The 20357-nt window shown below is 68.7% G+C and carries 8 protein-coding genes and 1 pseudogene; 5 read left to right on the forward strand and 4 right to left on the reverse strand.

Annotated features, from left to right (window positions below; translation table 11 throughout):
- Positions 1-25 precede the first annotated feature (25 nt).
- On the forward strand, positions 26-895 hold the full coding sequence (locus OG504_RS52180) for an acyl-CoA thioester hydrolase/BAAT C-terminal domain-containing protein (protein WP_405996207.1): 870 nt from the start codon (positions 26-28) through the stop codon (positions 893-895).
- Between the two features lie 6 nt (positions 896-901).
- Here the strand turns inward: OG504_RS52180 and OG504_RS52185 are convergent, their stop codons facing one another.
- The 3 genes and pseudogenes from OG504_RS52185 to OG504_RS52195 form a co-directional block, all read right to left on the reverse strand.
- Complete coding sequence (locus OG504_RS52185; protein WP_405996208.1) at positions 902-2113, reverse strand: tyrosine-type recombinase/integrase; 1212 nt, start codon at positions 2111-2113, stop codon at positions 902-904.
- 41 nt (positions 2114-2154) lie between these two features.
- Positions 2155-2715 carry a hypothetical protein gene (locus OG504_RS52190; protein WP_405996209.1) on the reverse strand — a complete coding sequence of 187 codons (561 nt, stop codon included), beginning with the start codon at positions 2713-2715 and terminating at the stop codon, positions 2155-2157.
- Positions 2715-3401, reverse strand: a pseudogene (locus OG504_RS52195) (tyrosine-type recombinase/integrase). Before OG504_RS52195 ends, OG504_RS52190 begins: the two are co-directional and overlap by 1 nt.
- A 194-nt stretch (positions 3402-3595) precedes the next feature.
- Here OG504_RS52195 and OG504_RS52200 point away from each other — a divergent pair.
- The 3 genes from OG504_RS52200 to OG504_RS52210 all read left to right on the forward strand — a co-directional run bounded on the left by OG504_RS52200 (position 3596) and on the right by OG504_RS52210 (position 7451).
- The gene (locus OG504_RS52200) at positions 3596-4747 is read left to right on the forward strand and encodes a site-specific integrase (protein ID WP_405996210.1); all 1152 of its coding nucleotides are present in this window, start codon (positions 3596-3598) and stop codon (positions 4745-4747) included.
- Positions 4744-5070 (forward strand): helix-turn-helix domain-containing protein, encoded by a 327-nt coding sequence (locus OG504_RS52205; protein WP_405996211.1) that lies wholly within the window; start codon positions 4744-4746, stop codon positions 5068-5070. Before OG504_RS52200 ends, OG504_RS52205 begins: the two co-directional genes overlap by 4 nt.
- A 188-nt stretch (positions 5071-5258) precedes the next feature.
- Complete coding sequence (locus OG504_RS52210) at positions 5259-7451, forward strand: hypothetical protein (protein WP_405996212.1); 2193 nt, start codon at positions 5259-5261, stop codon at positions 7449-7451.
- Positions 7452-7902: 451 nt separating this feature from the next.
- On the opposite strand, the gene OG504_RS52215 is transcribed toward OG504_RS52210, so the two are convergent.
- The gene (locus tag OG504_RS52215; RefSeq protein ID WP_405996213.1) at positions 7903-12570 is read right to left on the reverse strand and encodes a LamG-like jellyroll fold domain-containing protein; all 4668 of its coding nucleotides are present in this window, start codon (positions 12568-12570) and stop codon (positions 7903-7905) included.
- A gap of 1262 nt (positions 12571-13832) precedes the next feature.
- Here OG504_RS52215 and OG504_RS52220 point away from each other — a divergent pair.
- Positions 13833-20306 (forward strand): RHS repeat-associated core domain-containing protein, encoded by a 6474-nt coding sequence (locus tag OG504_RS52220; protein ID WP_405996214.1) that lies wholly within the window; start codon positions 13833-13835, stop codon positions 20304-20306.
- Positions 20307-20357: the final 51 nt, after the last annotated feature.

The raw sequence follows: 20357 nt of genomic DNA on the forward strand, positions 1-20357 counted from the left end.
ACGACGCGTCGAACTGAGGGAGCACGTGGAGGTTGTTGAGCGGGAGCTGAACCATCCCTGGGAAGGCGTCCTGGCCGCTCCTGCCCAAGGCAGTGACGTCGGCGTCCTGGTCCTTGCCGGTTCCAGCGGACGTATCGACCGCGAGAGAGCACGCATCCTCGCTCAGCAGGGCATCGCGGCTTTGTCCATCCGTTGGTTCGGTGGGCCAGGACAGGCCCCGGGAATTTGTGAAATCCCCTTGGAGACCTTCACCGCCGCGGTCGACTTCCTCACAGCGAGCGGGGCACGACGCATCGGCATCCTCGGTGTCTCCAAAGGGGCTGAAGCAGCTCTGCTCACAGCCGTGCACGACCCTCGCGTGGACGTTGTCGTCGCGTTGTCACCCACGTCGCGAGTCTGGTGCAATGTGGGCCCGGGCCACGATGGGGAACAGCGCCCGTATCGCTCGTCCTGGACCTGGCGGGGGAAGCCCCTGCCGTTTGTCCCGCTGGATGACTCCTGGACCCCGGTCAACCTGGGCAACGGTCCGGTCGCCATCCGCGGATGGTACGAACTCAGCGAGGAGAGCTTCACTCACCTGCTCCCTCCGGCAGAGATCCCCGTCGACAGGGCCCGGGCCGACCTGATACTCGTCGCCGGCGGCGACGACGCGATGTGGCCTTCTCTCCGCTTCGCCGAACAACTGGCACAACGCCGACGCTCGGCCGGAACCACCGCGCATCTGATCGCCCGCCAGGATGCCGGCCACCGACCGCGCTTTCCCGGCGAGAGCCCGGCGTCAGAGTCTCCGCACTTCCTGTATGGAGGCACGCCCGAAGCTGACGCGCTCCTGGGAGAGGCGGCGTGGCCGCACATCCTCGACAAGCTCGGCAGCACGGCACCCCTCAGCTCCTGACGCTTGTCAGGAGGCTTCTCCGTCGAGTCGGCTGAGGAGTCCGTCGAAGATCTGCTCGCGTGCCACCTGGCCCTTGGCTGCCGCGTCGTCCCGCTGGCGTTCGAGGGTGGGCCGGAACTCGATCGTGGTGACGAAGAAGGTGCAGGATTCGCAGACCGACTCGAAGTGGCAGTCCATCTCGACGGGGCGAGCACAGTAGCCGTTGCCGAGCATCCGGCGGTGCATCTCCCGGCGGAGGTTGGCCATCTCTGTTCCCTCGGCCTCGGCGGGTAGCTGGCGCGGGGCGTCGTAGAGTGCCTCCACCTTCTCCGAGACGGCGAAGTACTCGTCCGCGACAGTCCGGTCGGCGATCCGGGCGTAAACACGTGTCATGGACAGAGACCTGTGGCCAAGTAGTGCCGCGATGGCCTCCAGGGACATACCCCGGTTGATCGCCTGGGTGGCCAGAGTGTGTCTGAGCTGGTGCGGGGTGACCCGGCCGAGTCCGGCCTGCCGGGCGGCGTTGCGGACCGCGGCTTCGATGCGGGAGGCGTTGACCGGGCGGCCGAACAGTGTGGAGCGCAGGCACTCGGGCCGATGCAGCAGCCAGTCGTCCAGCAGTGTCTTGAGCTGCGGGTGCAGAGGAACGTATCGGTCGGTGTGCATCTTGCCGACCTGGACACGGAGGTAGGCAGAGCCGATCTGGACCACCGCGTCGACGGTGAGGCCGAGCATTTCGCTGCGGCGCATCCCAGTGCGGGCGAGGATCTCGATGGCCAGCCGGGCGAACGGATCAGGATCCTTGCGGGCGGCGGCCAGCAGCTTGGCGGCCGCCGCGTCGTCGAGGAAGCGTGGCAGCGGCTCGTCCGCGATCGGGAAGTCGCTGTCGAACACCAGCTGGCGAGGCGGCCGGTCGGCGGCGTCCCACTCGTCCAGGCGGCGGAAAAAGCCCCGGAGTTTGCTGAGGCGGTCGCGGACGGTGTGCCGGTGCAGCGGCCCGCCGCGGGCGGCTGGCCGTTCCAGCAGCCACTGCCGACAGCGTTCGACATGCCGTCGTCTGAGCTCCGCGACACAGGTCACGACCGGGTCGACGGCGGCGACCAGCAGGGCGAACTCCCTCAGTGTCAGCTCGGCGTTCTCCACCGTGCCCGGTCGCAGCGTTCCGGCGATCTGCTGCAGGTAGTGCTGCATCGTGTCGGCCATCCCGAGCGGGACACGGGACCATTCCCGGGCCCTCATGTCGGCGTGGTCCGGGGAGCGTCGGCGCGGGAGCTGGTCCGTCAACTCGCAGTGGAACAGCGTCGCTTCCAGGTTGAACAGGGCGGCCGACAGGGCTTGACGCTGCGGTTGGGGATGCGGCGGGCCGCTTCCGGAAGCAGGCGGCGGCCCTCGTCCCAGTCGTCCTGTTGCAGATGCTCAGGCTGTTTGCCGAACAGCGCAATGAAGTGGGCCAGCAGGTTGAAGTGGGTCATAGCCACCGTGTCGCGGAAGCCGAGCGTGCGAGCGGTCTCCATGAACTGTACGTGTAGTGCCGGGTCTGTATGAGCGAGGACGATGCCCAGTCGCGGGCGTCGGGCGACCAGGTAGTCCGCCCCGGGCTGCCGGCGTCCGGTGACCGAGAGCCAGCTGATGAACCGGTGGGTCTCGTGATTGAAGGCGAGTTGACGTTCCAGCGGCAGGCGGCAGAAGTGGGCCAGGTCGGGGACTTGGGCGAGCAGCACACGGGCGCCCCAGCGGAACTTGTGGTCGGTGTTCATGCCCTGCACGGTCCGGTGGGAGAGGTAGGACTCGATGAGGTCTGGGCGCACGATCGGCAGGGCCGTGGCGCGGGCCCGGCGCATCAGGCGTCTGCCCGGTCGGCGTCGATGGCGGCGCTGGCCTTTAGGTACTGCTCGGCGAGCCAGCTGTTCGCCAGGTGGATGTAGATGCGGGTCGATTCGATGGAGCGGTGTCCGGCCTGCGCCTGTACCGCTTCCAGGGCCATGCCCGCCTCCCGCAGCCGGGTCAAGCAGGTGTGCCGTAGCTGATGGCACGTCAATTTCGGTAGTCCGGTCCGTTTCCGGACTCCGTCGAGGATCTCGTCCAGGCCGTCGGCGGACAGCGGTCGGCCGCGGGTCGGCCCACGCAGCACCACGAACAGCCGGTCGTGGTCGACGGGTGGACGCTCACCGTCCAGCTAGTCGCCGACCGCGCTGAAGAACTGCGCGGAGATGGGTATCAGGCGCTGGTGGCCGCCCTTGCCCTCGCTGATGAAGACCCGACGCTCACCCGGTGAGAGGTCACCCACTCGCAGTCCAAGGACCTCGCAGCGACGCAGTCCGCCCAGCAGCATCGCGAAGACCATGCCCCTGTCCCGGGCGGTGTTCATCGCGCCAAGGACTGTCTCGACATCGGCCGGTCCAAGAACGCGCGGGAGGGTGCGGGGCGTGCGCAGGAGTGGGGCCCCGCGGTTGCCGCCGCCGCAGCGGCGGTTGGCCAGTCCCGTCGGCACAGGGTTGCGGTCGATGCCGAGGTCGTCGCGGGTCATCAAATAGCCGAACAGCCCGGAGATACTGGCCAGGCGGCGCAACTGGAGTACGGACGGGTTCCTGGGCCTGCAGCAGGGGCGTGATCGGGCGAAGTCAGCAGGTAGGAGACCCGTGTTCGAGGCGTCCTACGTAAGCGTGAGATTCCCGCAATCACTGGCAGATTCTGCGTGTGGCACTCGTAATCTGCGGGTTCATGGGGGATTCCGAAACCCGTTCCCTGACTCCTGGACGCGATGCGGTCGGCCTGGCGGAGGTCTTCTCTCTCCACACCTACCGGTCGAGCCACTCGGGTCAGCGGGATGAGAGGTCGTACTTCTTCGACACGCTCGCGGAGTACCAATGGGCGCGCGACGCGGCGGGGCTGATGCCGGCGTCGATCGACCAGCTGGTGAAGCCGGTGATCGAGCTGTGTGAGCACTACGACGTCGTGCCGTGGCAGCTCACGCCGGCTGCGTTGGACCGGTACTTTGCGGGTCCGGGTAAGCGGGCCCGGCCGACGGTCCTCGCGAAGATCAACAAGATTGATGCGTACTTCGCGTTCCTGGAGCAGCGGTACGCCGGGGAGATCCACCGGCTGTTCGGCGCGGTGGTGGAGTCGCCGGTCGACTCGTTCAACCGGCCCCGTCACCGCGGCGATTTCGGGCTGCGGGTGCCTCCGTCGCAGCGGGCGATGCGGGAGTTCTTCAAGGCGTGGCGGGATGCCTTGCCCCAGGCCCGCAAGGAGGCGGTGGCGTGCCGGGACTACGTGATGGCGAAGCTCGCCTACGTGTCCGGGGTGCGGGCGGCGGAGCTGTGCGGTGTGGCGCTGGGGGACGTGCACTGGGAGTCGGGCCGGTGGGGCCGGTTCGTGGTCCAGGGCAAGGGGGCCCGCGGGTCGGGTCCGAGGCCGCGGGAGGCGTTCCTTTTCGAGGAGGGGCGCGAGTTGTTGTGGTGGTACGTGGAGGAGGTGCGGGGTCTGTTCCGGGATGACCCGGAGCATCCTGCGGCGCCATTGTTTCCCTCTGAGCGGCTGCCGGGGCCGGTGGCGGCGCTGAACATGCCGGTCGCGCCGGAGGTCGTCCCGGCGACGTTCCGGCGGGCGCTGAAGGCGACGTCGCGACTGTATCTGCCGGGGCCGGTGCCCGAGCTGTTCCCGCATCTGCTGCGGCACGCGTGCGCCACCCACAACTACGAGCGCGGGATGACGTTGTGGGAGGTGCAGCGGATGCTTGGGCATATCTGGACGACTACGACGGTCAATTATCTGGCGACGGCCCAGGCCGATCCGGAGCAGGCGGAACGCTGGCGGCAGTCGGCGGCGCGGGCCGGACAGCGGCTGATCGCGGACAGGGGGAGTTTGCGGTGAAGTGGAACCTGCGCTGGGCAGCTGCCAAGCGCGACATCTGGCGGCCGGTCGATCTGCAGGCGGCGTTCGCGACGGTGGGGTTCACGCCGTCGCTGAGCAAGGTCGCCGCCCTGTGGGGTGGCACTCCGGTGACGGTGCGGCTGGAGGACCTGGACAAGATCTGCGCGGCGCTTCAGTGCACGGTGGCCGACCTGCTGGAGGCGGAGCCGGTGGCCGCCGCGGCGGACCAGGAGGAGCGGGAGCGGGCAGTTGGGGGCGAGGCGGGGCCGGTGCGGCCGGTGCCTCGCCGGGACGGACCGCGCCGGCTGCGGCCGCCGAACTGACGGCAGGGGCGTCGGTGGTGGTGCGGCAGTGCGGGTTGTGCCTGGACTGGGGTGTGTCCCGTCTGGTGAACGGGTTGTGCTGGAACTGTCGTGGCTGGCTGGGAAACCGGGAGACGGCGCGGTGTCTGCGGTGCTGCCGGGTCGGTGCGGTGGACGGGGACGGGCTGTGCCGGCCGTGCGTGATCGCGGTGCGTGAGGAGATCCGGGCGGGTGTCGACGCCGTCTTCCCGGGGCCCACTCAGTTGCACGTCTTCGTGCTGGGTCTGGGACGACAGGGTGCACGGAACCTGCCGCGTCCGCGGGGCGCGGCCGCTCCCCGACGAGGGCCGTGCGAGGTGCGGCATCCGGTCGACGACCCGAAGGTCTGTCCCGCCGTGATGCGGGGGCAGCTGACGCTGTTTCCGGTCCGGCGGCGCTTCGAACGCGGCGATGCCCGGCGGATCAGTGGCCGCACGTGGCCGGAGGAGGAGGTTCTGCAGGCGCTCGCCGGGCAGCGGGCGGCGAGCGCGGGACTGTCGGGGACATGGCGGCAGATGGTGTTGCGGCTGATCCGGTGTGCGCTGGCGATCCGGGACGCGGAGGGAGAGGCTCTGGTCGCGGAGTTGCTCGATCAGGTGCGGTTGCCGCTGAAGGCTGCCGCTGCTGAACTGCTTGCCCAGGCGGGGTTGTTGAGGCCACGCACGGTTGCGCCGCCTGTGGCCTGGCCGGTGCGGTCCTGCGCGGATTGTGGGTGCTGGGGCGTTACGCCAACCCGGTGCCGCGGCTGTGACGAATGGCGCAAGAACCGCGATCGCTACCCGGTGGGCCGGTGCCCGCGATGCCGGCGGGACGGACTGCCGCTGCACGGGGAGAAGGACTTGTGCCGCGGCTGCCTGGCATATGTGTGCGAGGCCGGCCCGCAGACGGAGGCGGCGTCCTTCACGCAGCTCGCTTTCGCCGGGCCGCTCGCGCACCAGCTCAAGCGGCGGCCCGGGGAGCTGGGCTTCGTCGTGCACCACCGTTCCGGCCCGGCTGCCCGCGCACGCGCCCGGGCGGCAGCTGCCCCGGAAGGCCGGGCGGTGCCGATGCCGGCCGCCGCGGGGCAGCTGTCGCTGTTCTCGATGCCGCGGACCTGGCGGCGTGAGCCGCACGCCCCCGTCCTCGCGTCGTCCCCGCTGCCGGCTCCAGCGCAGGAGCTGCTGGATGCCTTCACCGCCGAGTATCCGCGGGCGTGGCTCGCCGACAAACGCAACGTACCGGGTGGTGCGGCCCTGGTCCTGCATACTCTGCTGGCCCGGCTGGGGCCGCACGAGCCGATCCCCGAGCGCGACGTGCGCTCCCTGGCCGGGACCGTCGCGGCCGGTACCGCCGCCACCCGCCGGGTGATCTCCTTCCTCCGTACGCATCACCTGCTGGAGGCCGACGAAGTCTCCGAGACACCCGCGCAGCTGCTCACCGACGTCCAGTACCAAATGCACCCGCGGGTAATGGACTTGAGCCAGGGGCAGCGCGATCGGCACGACGAGAAGGCCCTGTACGCACGGATCGCTCAGCTTCCCGTGCCGATGGCCGACCAGCTGTACGCCTGGGTGCGGGTCCTGCGCGGCCAGGGCCGCTACCGGCATCCCGCGGCAGACCTGCGGCGCATCCGCCGCTACCTGCGCACTGCCTGGCCTGCCCTGACCACGTGGACGGCGGCCGGACTGGACCTGCGGCAGATCACCGCCGACGACATCACGGCAGAAATCGCCCGCCACCGGAGCAACGTGGCCCGCGGTCTGCTCGGCGTGCTGCGCAGCATCTTCCGGGCCCTGAAGCAGGAGCGGCTGATCTTCCGCAACCCCACGGCCGGGCTGCGGCAGCCTGCCGGAGTGCACCTGCCACGGCCGCTGTCCAGCGACCGCCTGGCCGGGGCCCTGGACCGGCTCGACGGCCCCGCCGCACGGCTCATCGTCGGCCTGGTCGCCATCCACGCCGTGCGCGCCGTGGAGGTCGCCCGGCTCGACCTGGCAGACCCTGACCTAGCCCGCCGGACCCTGGCAGTGCGGCGGGGCGAGTACACCCACCTCGTCTACTTCGACGACCTGAGCGCCGTCCTGGTGGCAGACTGGCTGCGCGAGCGCCGCCGCCGCTGGCCCCAGGCCACCAACCCGCACCTGCTCATCACCTCCCATACCTACCGCCACCCTGCCTCCCCGCAGATCAGCTACTGCGCGATGCGGACGGCGTTCGACCAGATCGGGCTGCTGCCACGGCAGGTATGGGCCGACCGCATCCTGGACGAGGCCCGCGAGACCGCCGACCCCGTCCACCTCGTCCGCCTCTTCGGCATCCACCCCACCATCGCGGTGAAGTACGTACACACCGCGCACCCGGACAAGGCCCTGCCCCGGATCCGCTGACCGGACGACACTGCCCGCGCCCACGACGGACGATCGGCCCGGAAGGCGTCGCTCACGTCTCGCCTTATCTGACCGAGCACATCTTCCGCTTTGGTAAGTAATGGTTCCTGACTCGCCTGCGAGCGATCACCCGTTCCTGCCATTCCTGCTTGGCCGCGACCCACTCGGCCTGGATGCGATCAGCTTCCTCACGCAACCCGTCGACCCGACAACGAGCAGCGAGCTCGCGCTCTTCCAGCAGTCAGACGACCGACAGCATCCGCTACCTCCCGGGGAGCGACGACCCAACACGCCACCACTCCCACCGAATCACCGGCCCAATGTCTGACCAGCGAAACACCGCCCTCAGATTCGGAACGACAACAGCTACTCAGCAGGACTTGGGGCTCATGTGGTGCGCCGCCGTGGGTGCTCCTGTCTGTCGGGCCGGGTGCACCCACGGCGGTCTGGGTCAGGGGATTTGTTGGTAGAGGGCGGTCACCTGGTTGGGGGTGAGGGTGTAGTTCCAGGCCTGGACGGTGCTGATCAGGCCGGGGAAGAAGTCGTTGTTGGTGCCGTTGTGAAGGCTGCGGCCGATGGTGAAGGCGTTGGCGGCGTTCCAGGATGTGACGCCGGTGGCGGTGGCGGCGAGGGTGCCGTTGAGGTAGAGCTGGGCGGTTTTTGTGGTGGCGTCGTAGGTGCCGACCAGGTGGGTCCAGGTGTTGGCGGTGGCCGCCGTTGTTGAGTCGGCGACGGTGAGGGCAGGGTCGGCGGTGTCGGTGTTCGCGAAGGCGAGGGCCCAGCGTGGGCTGCCGGTGTCCGCGTAGTCGTACTGGAGGTAGAAGGGGCTGTTCTGGGTGCCGTCCTGGGCGGCGACGGTGGCGTTCCTGGTGGGCAATGAGGAGAGTTTCACCCACGCGGAAACGGAGTAGCTGCCGGCCGTGTTGAGCGCCGGCCCGCTGTCGGCGGCGTAGCCGGTGGTGCCGTCGAAGGAGAGGGTCTCGCCGCGGGTGGTGTCGTTGGTCCAGGTGGTGGTGCCGTTGAGGGTGAGGGTGTTGCTGCCGACGCCGGTGGTGTCGTTGACGGTGTAGGGGGTGTCGGTGGGGGCGGTGTCGTTGGCGATGGTGAATCCGTCGCCGTCGTCGAGGGCCCAGGTGTCGTGGGGGGAGAGGATGGCGAGGCCTTCGGCGGCGTACCCGGCGTTGGTGAGGTTGACATGGTCGCCGGTGTCGGCGGCGGTGGCGAGTTTGTCCTCGCCGTTGCCGGTGTCGGGTATGGCGAGGGCGGTGTTGAAGTCGGCGTAGTAGACCGGCGGGGTGGACCAGGGGCTGCCGAGGTCCATGTCGTCGAGCCAGTCGTTGACGTCGGTGCGGTTGGCGTCGACCGTGCTGGTGCAGGGGTCGTTGGCGGTGGCGCCGTCGCCGTTGAAGCCATCGCAGGGGGTGAGGGAGGTCAGCGTGGTGGAGATGCCCCAGCCTTGGAGTTGTTGGACGAGGGCGGTGTAGCCGTTGGCTTCCAACTCGTCCGGGGTGCTGCCGCCGAGGAGGTCTTCGAGGCCTTCGTAGACGACCACGTTGCTGATGCCGGGCTGGTCGAGGATGTCGCGGTCGATGCGGGAGAGGGCTGAGGGGCCGCCGAGGATCTTGGAGTTGTAGAGCTGCGGGTTGTCGGTCATGAGGTCGTTGGACTCGATGCCCTCGGCGATGGTGCCGTAGGGGGTGGGGGTGGTGGGTTCGGCGCCTTCCAGAGTGTCGGAGACGCGGTTTCCACTGGTGATGGGGGTGGTGTTGGGCTGGAAGGCGTCGATGAGTCCGTCACCGAGCACCGCTTCGGTCGGGATGTGGCCGGTGGTGACGTCGACGTTGGTGACGAGGTCGGTGAAATAGCCCTGCAGGGTTCCGGTGCTGCCGGCGAAGGGCGTGCCGGTGGTGTCCGTGGTCTTGTCCCCGGCGCCGCTGACGGTGACGTACTGGTAGGCATTGTTGGCGAAGGAGTGCTGGACCAGGTACGGCACGGAGTTGGTCAGCTGATAGGAGACGAGGAGGTAGTGGTTGGCGGTGACGGGGAAGGTGAGCGGGTCGCTGTAGACGGAACCGCCCTCTGGGATGGCCACCGCCTGGCTGCCGCCGAAGGTGAGGGTGGTGGGGGTGGCGGCGGGCACGGCGGAGATGACACCGGACCCGGAGGCCTGGGCGATGGTGGCGTGGCCGATGGACAGCGGACTGGAGCCGATGGCGTTGTCGAGCTTGATGCGGACGGTGTTGCCGGAGATCGAGGCGGGCAGGGCGATACGGAAGGTCTGGTTGGAGAAGTTGGCGCCCTGGAAGTTGTACTGGCCCTCGTTGGGGTTGGCCCAGGCGCCGGTCCAGCTCTGGCCGGCCGGTGCGGCGGCTGTGGCGCCTTTGGCCTCGGGGGTGCCGGTGGTGGTGTTGCGGGTGGCCATGCCGAAGATGTGCAGGGACTGGGTGTGGTAGCCGATACGGTTGCCCACATCGGGCAGCGTCACCGAGGCGATGGTCTTGGCCGGGTCGATGGGTACGGAGAAGGCGTAGAGCCGGTGCGGGGTGGTGGTCTGCCCGGAGGTGTTGTTGCGGTGGGGCAGGACCACGGCAGCGATGGAGTCGGCGCTGACGGTCCAGCCGGGAACGGTCAGGTCGTATGTCGCGGCGGTGCCGTCGCTGTAGGTGACGGTGCCGGTGGCCGCGCAGGCTCCCGTCGGGTCGGTGCCCGAGAAGCAGTACGAACCACTCACCGCGGTTCCGGCCGGGACGTAGGGCGCGGTGTCGTCGTTGGCGATGGCGCCGGGGGTGGACAGCCCCGACCAGGTGGAGGTGGCCAAGAACTCCAGCGCGTTTCCGGAGCCGTTGTAGGTGATGGTCTGGTTGGCGGCCAGGACGTTGTCCTTCTGCCCGGCTCCGTAAGCGGGCAGGGTGAAGGTCGCTCCGTCGACCGTGACTTTGCCGCCGCTGGTCCAGCCTGCGGTGGTGAGGTCGGTGGCGGAGTAGCTGTCGCCGCTGCCGTCCAGGTCGGCCTGGGCGGGGGTGGCGTCGGCGCTGACGCCGGTGTTGTTGAAGCACGCGGACAGGCTCGTGCAAGTGGTGTTCGGGTCTCCGGCGGCCAGGAACGGGTAGCCGGTGGTACCGGAGTCGTCGCCTGCGGCGTCCACGGCGTACGCCCAAAGGGTGTGCGGACCGGGGGAGTAGGGAGTGATGGTCACCGCGGCGGCGTTGCTCGTGGCGGTGACGATCTGGGAAGCGGGTGGGTTGCTGGTGGCGGGCGGTACGTCGACGGAGTAGACGAACTTCGTCGCGCTGGCCCCGCCGCTGGTGGACACGTTGAAGGTGCCGGCGGTGCCGGCTGCGGCGCCTGTGACCCCGTCGTTGTCGGTGTTGGGGTAGAGGTTGTTCTTCGAGGTGACGGTGGGGGCGCTCGGCGCGGTGGGTTCGGCGACGAAGTGGCAGGTTGGGGACTGGGTGTAGGCGGTGGAGTCCTCACCGTCGGTGACTTTGACCTGCCAGTCCACGACCTGGCCGCTGGTCAGCGAGCTGATAAAGCTCGCCGGCAGGCTGTAGGCGGCATTGGAGCCGCTGGCCAGGTTGTCGCCGCTGAGCCCGGTGTGCAGAGTGGTGGAGCCGTTGATCCAGTACTGGAAGGTCGCCTGCAACTTGTCACTGTCGGCGTCGGAGACCTTCGCCCTCAGCACGGGCGGAGTGCTGGCGATGGTCTTGCCCATGTACGGGTAGTCGGGGCCGGTGGTGTCGCAGGCCGCGTCGTCCGCGCCGGCTACCGCTGCCATTGTCGCTTTGGAGGGGGCAGAGGGAGGGCGGTTGTAGAAGATCTCCAGGCTGGGGTTGTGCGAGAAGCGGGAGAAACCGCCGTCGTCGTGGTCGGCCTCGGCGGAGTCCTCGCTAAGTGTGGCGGTGAAGGTGGCCGAGTGACCTGCGGCGTTGTGCTTGATGGGGGTGAGCACGTTCAGACCGTGGGTCACCGAACCATTCGAGGGACAGTACGTCGGGTTGTAGGCGCGAGCGAAGCCGGCGGAGGTGGAGTAGCTGTTGTAGCCGGGCCGGTTGCTCCAGTCGGTGCCCGATCCGATGCCGCCGGACCAGTGCAGATTGACGGTGTAGGAGCTGGAGCAGGACGCGGAGTAGATCTCCGTGGCGTTGACGGTGGCGGTGTTGATGTGTGCGCCGAAGAGGGTGGAGGACAGCTTCCACTGGTAGATCGCGTGCTCTTTGCCGGTGTAGCAGGAGCCCTCCTGCCAGCCGTTGTAGCCGACCCCCAGGTATCCGTTGTCCGCGAGTGAACCGGTCTGGTTGTAGAAGGACTTGCTGGGACAACCCTGTTTGACCTCGTCGAAGGCCGGGGCGGCGGGATCGTACGGGTGCCAGTTGAACGTGGGGTCGATGTAGACCGGGAAGACCGTGGAGCGGGCCGTCAGCATCCGCGAGTCCGGCACGAGGGACAGCTGTGAGGCGGACACCTTCGTACCCACCGGCGCCTCACGCGCGGCCAGCCCGGGGTGCGCGGCGTCCGAGGAGTCCGCAGCGACCTTGGCCGTGCTCGCCGTACGCGCCTTCTTGGCTGCCGAAGTCGGCAGCACGGTGTTGGAGTCCCACATCATCGGGCTGGCCGCGTCCATGAGGTCCCGGCCACGGATGTCACGCAGTGCGAGATCGTCCGAGTTGCCCCGGGCCAGGCGGCCGCCGGTCACCTGGGTACCCAGACGGAGGGTGGCCAGCGCCGGGTTCCGCGCGGCGGCAGGGGACTTGACAACCAGCGTGTCGGTGAAGCCGCCGGCGGCGGTGGCCGAGACCACCAGGTCCACCGAGGGCAGCACGGACCGGTAGGTCGCGGATCCACCCTTGACGACGGGGGCGGGCAGCGTCCCTGGCCAGGAGACGGCCATGCTCACGCCGCCGTAATGGGTGGTGACCAACGGGGCGTGACCACCACCGGAGAAGGACACCGTGCCGTACGCGGTTGCGGCCGGGGACCAGGTGCCGTCGCTGTTGTGGTGCAGTGTCATGTCGACAGCGACCCAGCTTCCGTGCTGCTTGACGCGCACGGGCTCGGGGTTGGCCGACAGTTGGAATCCGCCGCCGGGACTGGCGGTCACCTGCTGGACGGGGGTTGTCAACGAGCTGATCGTGACGGCTTTCCCGGTCTTCTGTGCTGTCGCCGCAGCGGTCTCCATCGCCTCAAGCTGGGGGGCCGACGGACCATAGCCGTTCGACAGCTGAGGCAGATCCGATTGCTCGGACGTGTCGTCGGCGACTGGGGCGGAGGCGCCAGAGGAGTAGAGGGCCGCGCCCCCAGGAGTGTCGGCATACGCGGGGGGCAGGCTCGCTGTGGCGGCGAGCAGGGCAAGCGTGGCGGTGACGGCGGCTCTGCTCCGGCCGGTGGTTCTGCGTGCGCCGGGTATGCGGTGCCTTCGCATGGGGACATCCACCTCTGTCTGAGACCTGAAGATCCAGTAGTTCACGACGCTAGGAGTACGCCGCTGTCCGTGACCAGAGGGGCACGGTGGGTGGAGGCGATCATTCCGCCCGATTGACGGGGAAACGTTGTCATGTAGGTGACGTAAAGGTCTGGTCATGCCTGCATCGGAGGGTTCATCGAGCGTCAAGGGGTGGGTAGCGTCCGCTCGGATCGAGTGATCGTTATGGACGCAGAGGGGCGGGGCGCTGTGGTTTCTGGTAGACACCGGGGCGGCAAGGCTGCCCCGAACGGGCCGGGCCGCAAGTGCCTGGCCGAGCCGGATTACACTGCCCGCTCCCACTGTGGCTCTCGCCGCGATGGTCTTATGCGCCGAACTCTTACTGGCAACGCCGGACGCTGTGGCCGTTCAGCACCAGGCGCCAACCCTCGCCTATGACGAGCCGGTACCGGTCTCCGCTGTCGCCTCGCACTGCCACCAGCCCAAGCCCATGCCGGCCTACCGGCCCACGCACGTCTCACGGCCCTCCGGTGCGGCGAAGGTCGCCCTGAGGGGAATTGGGGCGACGACGAAGCAGGCATCCGGTACCGCGATGCGCGCCGGATCGGCCAGGCGAAGACCTCAGCGAAGCGCAACGTCGCGTGAGGTATGACATCGGATTCCTGTCTCCGGATGTCGGCCGAAGGGCTGGCCCGGCGGCGAGTTAAGTGGCCGTCCGGGACCCCGCAAAGATCAATTCGGCACGCTGACGCCCTATGTGACCAGCCATCCGAAAGTAGCGACATGCCCATGTCGTAAATCTGACGCGAGATTCCCGAGCGGCAATTCCTGGACGGTTGTCCTGGGTGCGTTCCGTTGCGACTTCAAGATCGACTTCATCGACTTCCATCGTCATCCGAAGGAGCAAGCTCTTGCCAAGGACGACAGGTTCACGCGCCCGGACGGGCGGACGAGTGAGACCCGTGGGCCCTCTGATACGCGGGCTGACCGCCATGACGGCGGCGATCTCCGTGATCGTGGGCCTCACCGGTACGGCCGAAGCGGTCTCGAACCACCGGCAACCCGGCTTCACGCAGGTCAAGCCGGTCCCGGTGACCGCCGTACGCTCCCACTACGGCCCGGTCCGGCACCTGGCCAACTCGCCCTCACCGAAGGTGAAGTGGCCCAGCGGTACCGCTGTCTTCGCTGCCACCGCGATGACCGCTGCGGCCCCGACAGCAACGGGCGGCACTGCCGCGAACACGCATGCGGCATCCGGCGCCCGGCTCCGGGCGGGCAGCCTCCCGGTCTGGCTGGCACCCTCCGCCGGCCTCTCCCTCGGCCACGCCGCGGTGCGTATCCTGCCGCAGCGGACCGGGCAGTCGGCCGGTGTCGACGGAGTGCTGCTCAAGTTGTCCGGGCTGCCGAGCGGCAGCCACGGAAAAGTGAAAGTCGGCCTGGACTACCGGGACTTCTCCGCCGCGTTCGGCGCCGACTGGGGCTCGCGGCTGCGGCTCGTGAAGCTGCCCGACTGTGCCCTGACCACGCCGCGACTCGCCTCCTGCCGCACGCAGACCCCCGTTGCCTCGGCCAACAGCGCCACGGCGCACACCCTTTCGGCCCCACTCACCCTCGCCAAGAACAGTGTGGTCCTGGCGGCCACCGCCGCACCGAGCGGAGGTGGCGGCGACTTCGCCGCCACCTCGCTGAAGCCCTCCGGCTCCTGGCAGGCCGGCGGCAGCACCGACGCGTTCACCTGGTCCTACCCGATCACCGGGCCCAGCGTTCCCGGCGGGCTGACTCCCAATCTCTCACTGGGCTACGACTCGCAGAGCGTGGACGGCCTGACCTCGTCCACCAACAACCAGGCCTCGGTCGTCGGCGACGGCTTCTCGCTGCCGAACAACTACATCGAGCGTTCCTACGGCTCCTGCCACGACAATCCCACCGGCGCCACAAAGACTTGGGACAACTGCTGGTCGTCCGACAACCAGCTCACCCTCTCGCTCAACGGCACCACCACCACCCTGATCAAGGACGACACCACAGGGACCTTTCGGGCCCAGGGCGACTCCGACGAGCGCGTCGAGCGGCTGACCGGCGCGACCAACGGCGCCCAGAGCGGCGAATACTTCCGGGTGACCACGTCGGACGGCACCCAGTACACGTTCGGCCTGAACAGGCTGCCGGGGTGGGCGTCGGGGAACGCGACCACCAACTCGGTGCTGACCGAGCCCGTCTACAGCACCGACTCGACCCAGCCCTGCTACAACGCCACCTGGGCCAACTCCTGGTGCCAGCAGGGCTACCGCTGGATGCTCGACTACGTCAAGGACACCCACGGCGACGTGATGTCCTCCTTCTACACGCCGACCACCGCCTACTACGCGCGCAACCTCGGCAAGACCGCCGACACCCCCTACGTGCGCGACGCGGTGCTCGCGAAGATCCAGTACGGCCAGCGCGACGGCTCGGTGTACTCCACCAGCCCCGCCGCTCAGGTCACCTTCGCCTATAACGGCCGCTGCAACACCTCCGCCTCCGGGTGTGCCACCTCCACGCTGACCAGTTCCACGGCGTCCCATTGGCCGGACGTGCCGTTCGACCTGAACTGCGCCAGCGGGGCCTCCTGCTCGTCCAACTCTCCGACCTTCTGGACCGAGAACGAGCTGACGGGCGTTCAGACTCAGGAGCTGGTCGGCTCCACCGAGACGAACGTCGACTCCTGGGCGTTCACCTACTCCTTCCCCCCGACCGGGGACGCGACCACGCCCTCGCTGTGGCTGAATTCGGTGACCCGCTCCGGCCAGGACACCTCCGCCGGCGGTTCCGCGTCGGCGATCGCCATGCCGAAGGTGACCTTCTCCGGCGCGCCGTTGTCGAACCGGGTGAACGTGACCGACGGCTACCCGCCGATCACGCGCTACCGGCTCAACACCATCACCACAGAGTCCGGCGGCATCATCAGTGTCGGCTACTCGACCGCCGCCTGCGCGAGCGGCACCCCGAGCGACGCCGGCCAGAACACCTCTCTGTGCTACCCCGGTTACTGGACTCCCACCGGGCAGACCAGCCCGATGCTGGACTGGTTCAACAAGTACGTCGTCACCGCGGTCACCCAGCAGGACCCGACCGGCGGCGGCGTCAACGACAACATCGTCACCCGCTACCTTCCGGTGGGCACCCCCGCCTGGCACTACGACGACGATCCGCTGACCCCCACCGCCCAGCGCACCTGGGACCAGTGGCGCGGCTACGGCGGCATGAAGGTCACCACGGGCACCGCGCCCGACCCGGTCACCGAGACCGACTACACCTACTTCCGCGGTATGGACGGGGACACCCTGTCCGGTGGCAAGACCCGCTCGGCGGCCGTCACCGACTCCCGCGGCGATCCGCCGGTGACCGACTCGGCCCAGTACGCCGGTCTGACCTACGAGGCGATCCTCTACAACGGGCTGAACAGCGGAAAGGTCGTCAACGACACGATCACCGCACCCTGGAGCAGTAGCGCCACCGCCGTCCACGCGCTGTCCGGCGGACTGCCGGCGCAGCAGGCGTTCCTGACCGGCCAGAGCGCGGTCGAGGTCTTCACGCCGCTGGCGTCCGGGGCCACCCGGGAGACCGAGACCGACTACACCCACGACTCACACGGCCGCGTCACCAAGGTCGACGACAAGGGCGACGTCTCCACCGCGAACGACGACCTGTGCACCACGGCGAGCTACGCGGACAACACCTCCGCATGGATCTTCGACCTGGTGGACGAGACGAAGACGGTGTCCGTCAACTGCTCGGCCACCCCGACGCTCCCGGACGACGCCGTCAGCGACAAGCGGGTCTTCTACGACGGCTCCGGCACCCTGGGCGCCACACCCACGGTCGGTGACCCCACCTCGACCCAGCAGGCCACCTCGTACAAGGGGTCCACCCCGGTCTACTCGACCATGTCGTCACTCACGACGGACGTCTACGGCCGGACGCTGACCAGCACCGACGCCGACCAGCGGACCGCCACGACCAGCTACACCCCCACGGCCGGTGCCGCACCCACCGCCATCGTCTCCACCGACCCGATGGGCCAGACCCTCAGCCAGACCTACGACCCGCTGCGCGGGCTGATGCTGACGCAGACCACCGCGGCCGGCTACGTCACCAAGGCGCAGTACGACGCGCTGGGGCGGATCACCGCCGTATTCCGGCCCGGCATCACCGACGCCACGACCAAGTACAGCTACACGCTCGCCGCCGACAAACCGAGTTCCGTCGTCACCCAGACCCTGAACGACGACGGCAGCTACCGCAGCAGTGAGCTGCTGATGGACGCGCTGCTCAGGCCCCGCGAGACGCAGATCGCCACCGTCGACGGCGGCCGGGACGTCACCGACACCGTCTACGACACCAACGGATGGGTGGCCAAGACCACCTCTCCCTACTACTCGGGCGGTTCCCCCAACTCCACGCTGGTGCAGGCGCAGGACGGTGACGTTCCGTCGGAGACCGGCTTCACCTACGACGGTGCCGGACGCAAGACCGTGTCCACTGCCTATGCGCTGGGCACTGCCACCTGGAACACCACAACCGTCTTCGGCGGCAACTTCACCACCACCATCCCCCCGAAGGGCGGCGTGGCCGAGACCTCGGTCACCGATGCTCGGGGACGCCAGACCGACCTGTACCAATACCACGCGGGCGCCGCGGCCGACCCGGTGCACGCCGCCGCCTCGGACTACTCAGACACGCACTACACGTACCACCCGGACGGCCACCAGGCCGGCCAGACCGACCCAGCAGGCAACACCTGGACCTGGAACTACAACCTCCTGGGCGACCAGGTCTCGGCGACCGACCCCGACTCCGGTGCCTCCTCGGCGACCTACGACAACGCGGGCCAACTGCTCACCACGACAGACGCCCGGGGCGACCAGGCCCGGTACGACTACGACAAGGACGGCCGCAGGACCGCAGCCTACGACATCACCGGCAACGCCACCCCGTCCACCGCCAACCAGGTCGCCGCCTGGACGTACGACACGCTGAAGAAGGGGTACCTCACCTCTTCCACCTCCTACCAACTGGGCACCACCAGCGCCTCGGTCACCAATGCGGTGCTCGTCTACAACGGCATGGGCGAGGTCGCTGCCTCGAAGACCACGCTGGCCAACCTGCCGAGCAACCTGGCACCGCTGGCGCCGTCCGCCGGTTACACGGAGGCCTACACATACAACCTCACCGGTACGCTGTCGGGCCAGCAGGACCCGGCGGGCGGCGGACTGCCCGCTGAATCCGTCAACTACGGCTACGACCAGTACGGTCAGGTCACCAGCGTCGGCAGCACCGGCACCGCCGCCTGGACGTACGTCTCCGCCATCGGCTACGACCAGTACGGTGACCCGCTCCAGTACTCCATGGGCCCGACCACCAGTTGGGTCGATCTGACCCTGAAGTACGACCCGCAGACCGGCCAGCCCACCGACGCCAAGACCACCGACTCCACCAGCGCCACGGTCGTAGACGACACCAGCTACACCTGGGGGAACTCGGGCGTCTCCAAGGGCGCAGGACTGCTCACCTCGACCACCGACAGCCAGAACGGCGGTTCGGTCACGGACACCCAGTGCTTCGGCTACGACTGGGCAGCCCGCCTGACCTCGGCCTGGACCGCCACCGACAACTGCGCCGCCACACCCGACACCGGCAGCAGCGCCACCGTCGGCGGCACCAGCCCCTACTGGCAGACGTGGAACTACGCCGCCGACGGCCAGCGCCAGACCCAGACCGACCACGACACCTCCGGCAACAGCGCCGACGACACCACCACGACCTACCACTACCCGGACCCGGGCTCCGCGACCGACCAGCCGCACACCCTCGGCAGCACCACCGCCACCGGCCCGGCGGCCGCCGCGAACACGGCGTCCTACCACTACGACGCATCCGGCAACACCACCTCGATCCAGGGCGGCGCACTGGGCGACCAGACCCTGACCTGGAACCACCAGAACCGGCTGGACACCGACACCACGTCGGCCGGCGCCACCAGCTACCTCTACGGCCTCGACGGCGGCCTGGTGCTGCGCACCGACCCGACCCAGGCCACGCTCTACCTGGGCGACGAGGAACTGGTGGAGAACACCGCCACCAAAGCGGTGACCGGCACCCGCTACTACTCCGTCAACGGCACCACCGTGGCCGCCCGCTCCAGCAGCGGGAACGTCCAGTATCTGATCCCCAACCGGCAGGGCACCGACTACCTGTCCGTCGACTACCAGACCCAGGCGGTGACACGGCGTCAGTACCTGCCCTTCGGCGGTACCCGCGGCGCGGCCCCGGCCTCCTGGCTCGGCGACAAGGGTTATGTGGGCGGCACCACCGACACCGCCACCAGCCTGGTCAACCTCGGTCTGCGCGAATACGACACGCAGACCGGCCGCTTCGTCAGCCGTGACCCGCAACTGGAGGCCACCGACCCCTCGCAGCTGACGGGCTACGACTACGCCGCCAACAATCCGGTGACCGGCAGCGACCCGACCGGACAGAGCTGGTTCAGCTCCCTGTCCAACGCGGTCTCCAGCTTCGCCGACACCGCCCAACAGGTCATCGACCGGACCAACGGCCCCATGGCCGCACTCGGCGTCGGGGAACTGCTGCTCGGCGGAGCCGCGGACGGCCTGGGCGGCGCGCTCATGGCGACGGGCATCGGGGCGCTCGGACCGGGCGAGGCACTGATCGCCGCAGGGTCCGTGCTCGCCGTGTCCGGCAGCGCCACGGTGGCCGGTGCGGTTGCCGCGCCCAACATCGCCTTCGCCGTCCAGAACGGCGATGGCGGCGGTGGCAGCGACGACGGGGGTGGGTCGGACGGCTCGTCCTCGGAGGATTCGGACCGGGACAGGGATGCGCAGTCTCTGCGGCAGGAACACAAAGGCGAGGACCGTGAGCCGCAGCTCACTCTGGACAATGCCTACCGCTCGTTGGACGGCGCTCCGGAGGGGACTCGAGCCCGGGTGATGCCCAAGGAGAACGAGCTCACGAGCAAGCCAGGAGCCAAGGGGAAAGACAAGGTCAAGAACGCTGACCTCGAATACCTCGACCAGCAGGGTGACATCGTCGGCTACGGCGAGGTCAAGACCATCGGAGAGGCCGACGAGGGGAAGTTCGACGGGCAACTTGACAGTGCCGTCAAGCAGTTGCGCTGGCGGCAGGACTGGAAGGGCGGCACGGAGGTCAACGAGATCTTCATCCAGGTCCCCGACCTGGCCGATCCTCCGGAGGTCAAGAGCTGGGTCAAGAGCTACCGGGATGCTCGCAGGGGCGGAGTGAAGTCGATCAGCGGGTATCGTCTGCGGGTCTTCAGCGAAAGCGGCAACAGTCTGGGGACCTTCGATCTGGGCAATAACGCCGACGAAGGCTATGTCGAGGACCACACCTACCATTCACCGAACGGGTACTCCTACTGAACCGCCCAGCGCTGAATGACCTCAGACCGTAATCCGGGGCGGGGCGGACGC

The sequence above is a fragment of the Streptomyces sp. NBC_00986 genome (genome assembly GCF_045162565.1).
Classification (GTDB): Bacteria; Actinomycetota; Actinomycetes; order Streptomycetales; family Streptomycetaceae; genus Streptomyces.